5 protein-coding genes and 1 pseudogene are annotated in these 7,865 nt (G+C 52.1%); 3 read left to right on the top strand and 3 right to left on the bottom strand.

All coding sequences use genetic code 11. The annotated features are described in order from the left end of the window. Positions 1-246, top strand: a pseudogene (locus AB5Y50_RS11865) (hypothetical protein); the annotation flags it as partial. 108 nt (positions 247-354) lie between these two features. Here the strand turns inward: AB5Y50_RS11865 and AB5Y50_RS11860 are convergent. Together AB5Y50_RS11860 and AB5Y50_RS11855 are read right to left on the bottom strand one after the other, a co-directional pair. Then, on the bottom strand, positions 355-2,925 hold the full coding sequence (locus AB5Y50_RS11860; protein ID WP_041204617.1) for a DEAD/DEAH box helicase family protein: 2,571 nt from the start codon (positions 2,923-2,925) through the stop codon (positions 355-357). Continuing rightward, a complete protein-coding gene (locus AB5Y50_RS11855) occupies positions 2,922-3,506 on the bottom strand; it encodes a bifunctional 2-polyprenyl-6-hydroxyphenol methylase/3-demethylubiquinol 3-O-methyltransferase UbiG (protein WP_024941336.1) in 585 nt (194 codons plus the stop codon). The genes AB5Y50_RS11860 and AB5Y50_RS11855 overlap by 4 nt, the downstream gene beginning before the upstream one ends. 326 nt (positions 3,507-3,832) lie before the next feature. Between AB5Y50_RS11855 and AB5Y50_RS11850 the strand changes: the two genes are divergently transcribed. Both AB5Y50_RS11850 and AB5Y50_RS11845 read left to right on the top strand, forming a co-directional pair. After that, a complete protein-coding gene (locus AB5Y50_RS11850; protein ID WP_064338147.1) occupies positions 3,833-5,830 on the top strand; it encodes a hypothetical protein in 1,998 nt (665 codons plus the stop codon). 17 nt (positions 5,831-5,847) lie between these two features. After that, positions 5,848-7,590, top strand: coding sequence for a DEAD/DEAH box helicase family protein (locus AB5Y50_RS11845; RefSeq protein ID WP_368162902.1), 1,743 nt, complete (start codon positions 5,848-5,850; stop codon positions 7,588-7,590). 11 nt (positions 7,591-7,601) lie between these two features. Here the strand turns inward: AB5Y50_RS11845 and AB5Y50_RS11840 are convergent. Beyond that, positions 7,602-7,865, bottom strand: a 264-nt coding sequence (locus tag AB5Y50_RS11840; RefSeq protein WP_368162421.1) for a transposase, incomplete at its 5' end; no start/stop codon positions are given.

Here is a 7,865-nt window from a genome sequence, read left to right as displayed (position 1 = left end):
TACGGCGGGCAAGACGGGCTAATGGGCGCGGTGCTGCACAAATTCAAGCAATCATCCAAGAAAAAGACCGAGCAGGCCTTTGCCGAACATCGGGACTATTTGCTGCGTGATATCGACCACCTGACTGCCCAGCTGGCCGAGATCACCACCCTGCAGACCCTCAAACCCTATCTGGCGGCCCGCTGGGATCAGCAGCAAATGAGGTGGGATGAGGAAGAGGACGATATGGAATGGCTGTTTAGGTAACGGCCAGCGGTGACCGACCATCTCATCAAACAATCAAGGCGCCACTGGCGCCTTGATTGTTTTCACACTGCTGGTTTTTACACTGATCGTGCTATCGGATAGCCAGCCTTAAATCAGGGTCACCTGACGCGCTTTGGCATCAGGCGCCAGCGCCTGTTCCTCATCGTGGATAGTTGTGAAGGGCTCAGGGGAAATGGCGGCTGCCGATGCGATTTTGCGCTGCTGATATTGGGCCAGACGCAAGTCCAGCAGCTCTTGCACCATGCGATGCAGAGGATCGATATCCTCCTCACTCACCGCGAAGCGTGGGCAGAAGCGATCCTCCCTTACCTCGAACCAGTACTCCCCCTTGGCGCCTGGATTGCCGCCACTGCTGAACTTGATCGGATTGCTCTTCCAGTAACTGAGCCAAGCCGGGCTGTCGGCGCTCAGGGCTTGCTGCTTGACCGGTAGATCGAGGCGGGCCAGCTCGGGATGCCGCTCAAACAGGTAACGGGAGTGGCTGGCCAGCGCCGCCAAGGTGGGTGGCTCACGCAGGCCGTCGAGTTCGAGCAGCGCCAATAGCAGGATCAACTTGAAACTCTTGGTGAGCGCGGTGTGCTCCACCCCCGAACGCAGAAAGTCGCCGTGCCGGTTCAGCACGCGCAGCTCCTCCTCCCCCAGATCGCCCGCTTGGGCGAGCAGCTCAAACCAGCCCCCCTGTTTTTGGGTATCGAAACGCAGTTGCTCACCCAGCCGGACTGCCCAGGTTTGCCGCGCGGTGGGGCGATAGCCGAGGTGCTCTTTGAGGGTCTGATAGGTCTCAATCAGAGTCGGTTTCTGCTGCTTTTTTAACAGCGCCAGCAGCGGAAGCAGCTTGGGATCCAGATTGATAAAACAACCTGCCGCCAGCGGCATCGCCCTGTTTGCGTGCGTTGGTGGGCGGGTCAATTGCGTTTGCAGCAGCTGGGGCTTGTAGAGACACGCCTTGTGATTGCCCACCAGATCGATCACCACCAGGCGTTCTTTGCCTTGATAGAGGCGCAAGCCCCGCCCCAACTGTTGCAGGAACACGATGCGCGACTCGGTGGGGCGCAGCATCAGCACGGTATCGATGGCGGGCAAGTCGGTGCCTTCGTTGAACAAATCTACCGAGAAGATGATATCAAGCTCGGCGGCGGCCAGTTGCTCCAGGGCGGCTTGTCGCCCCTGGCGGGAGCCCGCATAGACGGCTATCGCCCGCACACCGGCTTGCTGGAAGACGCTGGCCATAAAATCGGCATGACGGGTCGAGATGCAGAAGGCCAGCGTGCGCTGCTGGCGTAAACGTCGCCACTGGCTAAGGGCGTGCTGAGCCCGCTTCTGACTGGCGAAGGCACTCTCCAGCGCATGGGGGTCAAACTGACCGTTGCGCCAAGGCAGCGCGGCATAGTCGACGGTGTCATCCAAAATGCCGTGATAGGTGAGCGGCACCAGCATCTTCTGCTCGATGGCGAGGGCCAGCCCCCGTTCAAAGACGAGATTGTTGTCGCACAGCGCCAGAATATCGGCCTGATCGGTGCGGTCAGGGGTCGCGGTCAGCCCGAGCAGGAAGCGGGGCTTGAAGTGGTTTAGCAAGCGCCGGTAGGAGGGTGAGGCGGCATGATGAAACTCATCGACCACCACGTAATCGAAGTGATCCGGTGCAAAGCGCAGCAGATGCTGACTCTTGCCCAGGGTCTGGATGGAGGCAAACAGCCAGTCGGCCTCATCCTGCTGCTGACCATGATAGAGGCCCGAATTTGCCCGCGGCACCATGTGCAAGAAGGTCTGGCGCGCTTGGGTCAGGATCTCCTCCCGATGGGCAACAAACAGCAGGCGGGCCGCCTGCATCTGGCGCACATCAAAAGCCGCGAGCCAAGTCTTGCCAAGGCCGGTCGCCATGACCACCACACCCCGTTTATGCCCCTGTGCCCGCGCGGCTTGCAGCGCCATCAGCGCCTCTTGCTGCACGCTGTTGGGGATGGGGGCTTCACGCAGCTGCTCAGCGCTGCTGCGATGATCCCCAGTGAGCACCCGCAACTCCCGCAGCGCGCTCTGCCGATAGCGAGCGAGGTAGCCATCGATCCAGTCGTGGGTAAGGGGCACGACCCGCGCGTCTTGCGCCAGCCGATCGATTTGAGCCGCGAGCTGACGCAGGCTGTGATGCGGCTCGCTGGGGCCGCTCGGCTCAGCCCTGAGCGACCAGTTCCACTCCAGCGACTCGGTGAGGGCGGCGGCAGAGATATTGCTGGAGCCGAGAAACGCCTGGCCACCGAGCACCGCTGGCGACCCTTCCTGGCCAACTTGCTCGCCTAGATACTGGGCTGCGTGCTGGACAAACAGATAGGACTTGAGGTGAAAGCCGCGATTGCCCTGACTCTGGTAGATCAGCGCGCAAGAGCGAGCGGGATCAAATTTAAGCAACTCGCGCAGCGCCACCGGCTGAGTCACCTCCAGATAGTCCGAGGTGATCACCCGAAGCCGTGCTCCTCGCGCCAACGCCTCGTGCAGGGCACCGCGCAACAGCACCAGCCCGCTTTGGCGAATAAAGGAGACACACAACTCGATGCGGCTACCCTCGCCACAACGGGCGATGGCGTCCAGCAGATGTGGCAACAGGGGATCGTTGAACTCCGGATCCCCCGCCTCTCCCCCGCTGATGAGCACGGGTGCACTCATGACCCGACCTTGCGCACGATGGCGTTAAGCCAACGCTCCTGCTCGCGGCCGGGGCGTCGATCCGCCGTCAGCCAAGTCTCGACCTCGCTCAGCGGCAACGGCGTGATCAGGGCGTGCAGCCCCGCCTCATCCAACTGGGTGAAGGCTCGGCCATCGCGCTCGGTCTCGTCTACCCCATATTTGAACGAGCAATAGAGCAGACCACCGTCGGCGAGTTGCTGGCACAGATGGGCCATTACGGCATCCAATTCGGCGCGGGGAACATGCAGCAGACTGGCACAGGCCCAGATGGCATCGACCGGCACGGGAGCCACAAACTGCTCGAAACGGCACAGTTGCACCGGCTGACCAAGCAGGCGCTCGGCACGCAGGGCCAGCTCCGCGCTGGCATCGAAGGCTGTGACCCGAAAACCTTGCTGATGGAAATACAGGCTGTCCCGCCCAGAGCCGCAGCCCGCATCGACGATATGAGCGCCGGCGGCGAGCAGAGGCAAGAAGCGCTGGTAAAGCGGTTGCATATCGACCGACAGCGTGCCTTCGACGAAGCTATCGGCGTGTTGGTTGTAGTAATCGATAGACATAGTAAGCAGGCACCTAGCAGAAAACGCCCAGATTAACAGAGAGATAGGGGTAAAAAAATCGAGTCAGCGCCATTTCAGACAATCCGCAGTACGGGAAGGCCAACTGGCACCTTGATTATCTTCCCACTGATTGCAGCGACCAGAGTGATCTGCTCTTGGACAAGTAGAATCTTCACTACGAATTTACACTTGGATGGCTTGAGGCCGGTTCGCGCCCCAATAAACCGGCGATAAGCATCGTACGTTCTACGGGCTCTTTGTTGGAGTCAGCAACGAGCTGTGTGAAACTAGTGGTATCATTCATTAACTGAACTGACCTCTCTTCCATGACAGCTAAAGCCGACTCTCTGAGACAAAAAATCTACCTCATTTTGACTGGTGGGAAATTACATGATCACCAACGTATCGCAGCACAAAAGACATTCGATGCACTAAAGGGAAACGTCCGTGCAGTTATCACTGCGGCAGAGATGCAAGCAGGCAAGTCTGGTGTGGCACTCGCTCTTTGTTGTTTGCAACGTCTGTCACTGACTGATGAAGAGGTCTGCGACCGCTCCAAGCTCAAAGATACTCTCTATTTGGTAACCATGCCTGACGTTGCCTTGTTAGAGCAGGCTGAAAAAGATCTGGCAGATGCTAAAAATGTGGTTGTTAGTAACTTTATTCGATTCGACCAAGATTTAGAGCGAAGCTTTAAAGGCAATCCGCCCAAACTGATCCTGATCGACGAGTGTCACTATGGCTCAAATGCGGCAGCTATACGGTACTGCAAGGTTTTTGATTACCTCGAAAAAGAGAATAAAGATTGCAAAGTAGTTTTTATCTCTGCGACGCCTTTTGGGGCTCTCTATGCGGCAGAGACAGAATACGATGTTGCCAAACACGAAGAAGAAATAGCAAAACATAATCATAGAGAAAAAGAGGCTATTGAAGCAGCAGAAGCAGCCGAAGAGGCAGCTCGCAACTCAATTTTACGGCGTGATTTTAATACCAAATTGGTATTCCATCGCACCAGTAACGAGTACTACGGTGTTAGGGAAATGCTGCGCTCCAATAAAGTCACGGGATTGGATTCTGACTCGAGGAATATTCTCGATGACTCACCAGCCAAAGCGAAGCTGCTGAGTTTACTTAAACAACATGAAGGTGCAGGATGGGTATTGGTCAGGGTGCCGCCAGGTGCCGCCATGGAGGCAAAAACTGGTTTTATTCAAGCAGGATTTGCAGATCAGAATGTTCATATTCTTGGCAAAGATCTCAGCGGTGTCCCAGAAGACCAATTAACTACCATTGAACGATTTAAAAAAGAGTTCGATGAATGCATCGACTTTGACGAAAAGCTCATTGCTATTACCGTAGCAGGCTGTCGCGCAGGGATTAATTTTGGTCAAGATATGAAACAGCGGCTCATTGCCACCTGGGACAGTACGGTAACCAGTGTTGCGGCAGTGGTACAAGCGAACATTGGCAGAGCCTGTGGCTACCATGACAATCGAGAAGCACACCACTTCACAAGCCTTAATGCGGCGCAAGCCTATGGGGCAATCCTGGATTACCTTGATAAAAATACCAGTGAACACGCCGCCTCTGATTTTGATGGTCTCAAAGAATTTTTTGAAGATGTATGCCAAGAGTTTAATGTCAATGGTTTGGATGTAGGATTAACCGTCAAAAACAAGCGGCGTCGCCCCATAGGTGATGTTGAAACATACATGACCGATAGCTACGTTGCCGTGCCAGCCAAGCTGCTTGATCCGGATTACGACTTTACACAACACACAAAGGATAAATTAATCATACAAGCCATAGCACTGCTACGTGAAGAGCTACTCAGAGATTCAGGTCCTTCTGTAAAGTCTTCTCGTGCCATGCGTGGTGCCAAGAAAAATTGGGTAAAGGCTCATTGGGTCAATGGCGATTCCTATGATAACAAGGAGAAAGCACGTAAAGAGGGAACGATGAAAGAACGGACCCTAAATTTTACACACAAAGTAGATCAGCAAGAGCCTATAGAATTCAATACCATTGTTATGCCTGGCTCTGGTGAATATACAGAGCAAAAACTTGTCACTGCCACTATATTCAGTATTTATAACATGTCTCGGCGAAACAATGTCAAAAAATGGGTCATGACTGAAGATGATGTTCATGAAATGTGTGATCATTTTGGTATCGAGCATGATGACACCATGTTCGTTCTCTATAAACGTGGTGAATATAATGCCGAGGCAAGCCGTATGAAAGCAGCCGCCAATGAACTGCCAGAAAATGAAACAATCATCCATGATGAGTCGCAATTTTCTGAGCAACAGCGCAACGCTTAAGCGAGTTAAACAGTCACATGAACAATCAGGCTACACGGCATAGAGAAAAAGTTGCATCAGTACTATCTGGTCATACTTTTTCACATCAGATAAATGCGGCGCAGCGAGCTTTTAGTCATTTTGAAAATGGCTCAAGAGCGGTCGTTATTGCAGCAGAGATGCAATCAGGAAAATCCGGCATTGCCTTGGCACTCAGTTGCCTGCAGCGGAATTCATTATCTGACAGTGACTTATGTGATCGTCGCAAGTTAAAAGATACCTTGTACTTGGTCACGATGGCTGACCTTGCTTTGTTAGAACAAGCCAAATCTGACTTCGCTGCATGCCCCAACATGGTCGTGAGTAATTTCACGAATTTCAGGCTTACCCTGGCATCCGAGTTTAAGCATCAACAGCCACGATTGATCATCATTGATGAGTGCCATTACGGCACTCATCAAGATGGCGTTCGCTACAGCGATGTCTTCAATTACCTTGATAGTGAAAATAGTGCTTGTAAGATTGCATTTATCTCTGCAACTCCTTTTAGCGCTCTCTATGCCGCTGGCGCTGATTCAATTCTAAAACATCAGTACCACACTCAACTGGTATTTCACAAAACAAGCTCCGAGTACCACGGTATTCGGAGCATGCACAAGCATCACCAGATCGTGAAACTTGATCCAACACAGCGCGATTTTTGCCAAGACTCGTTATTACGAAGACGATTCATTAGACAATTCCTTGAATATCAAGGCCCTGGTTGGAGTCTAGTTAGGGTACAAAGTGGTGCAGCTGCTTCAGTGAAGGCCATACTGCTCGAGCAAGGAATTGCAGAGGACCAGATTTTTATCATTGGCCAAAAGCTAGCTGGTGTCGAAGAACATGAAATTAGCTCGATTCAAGATTTCAAATACGCTTATGATACAGCCAGCCTCTTTGATGACAAGCTGATTGCAATTACCGTGGCAGGTTTTCGGGCAGGGATTAATTTTGGCTCGAAAATGAAAGATGAGCTGATCAACAGCTGGGATAGTACCATCTCCAATATCGCCGCGATCGTCCAAGCAAATATTGGCAGAGCATGTGGCTACCATGACAACATAAAGGCAATTCATTATACTAATCTTGATGCTATCGGGGCTTACAGTGAATTACTGGATCATCTTGAGTCTCAATCTGAACACTGTGACTTTGCAGCCTTACAAGCACAGTTTGAATATATCTGCGAGCGCTATGATGTCGCTGGTTTTGACCGTGGTCTCACCATTAGCAGTAGTGTAGAGAATTCCGTAAAAAACGCTATCCAGCCGGACCAGTTTATCTATTTAACTGAGCGATATCGCATAGTCCCAGTAAAATTGCATGAAACAGAACCAGAGTTCAGCAAATACAATCTCGATAGTGATGAATTAGAAGCGATTAGGCTTATTCGAGAAGAGTATCTTAAAGATGGTGGGCCTTTTATAAAAAGTGGCCGGGCTTTGCGAGGGGAACATCAAAACTGGATAAAGGCACAATGGGTCAATGGTGTCACTTACAATGACTTTACCGAGAGTTGTGCCAAAGAACGAACTTTATCATTTATTAGAAAACTTGATCAGGGTGAGCCACTATTATTTAACCAGATCGTTAATCCTGGTGGTGGTGAGAGTACAGATAGCAAGCGGTTTATGGCGACAATTTTCAGTGTGTATAACTTATCACGGCAACAGAGTGCCTATAAACGCACCATGGATGAAGATGACCTTATTGAATTATCTGCTGCACTAAATAACTGATCCCAATAGTGCTACACCTTCGCTGTGCCATAGCCATTCCCCGGGAAAGGAGACACGGTATCCATGAAGTGTTTCACTCGGGCCAGCAGGTTTGCCATCCCTCTGCATTGATGATTGCGCGTGATGGTTTCATGTAACTTGTGCCATAGCCGTTCTATGTGATTAACCCAAGGGCTGTAAACTGGCTGGAACACCAGGCAGAACTTGGGATTCTTCTTCAACCATCGCTCGGTCTGTTTGCTTTTGTGAATGATGTAGTTATCGAGGATCAACGT

The sequence above is a fragment of the Aeromonas sp. s6 genome, from assembly GCF_040907815.1.
Classification (GTDB): Bacteria; Pseudomonadota; Gammaproteobacteria; order Enterobacterales; family Aeromonadaceae; genus Aeromonas; species Aeromonas caviae.
This window is presented reverse-complemented; position numbering and strand designations above follow the sequence as displayed.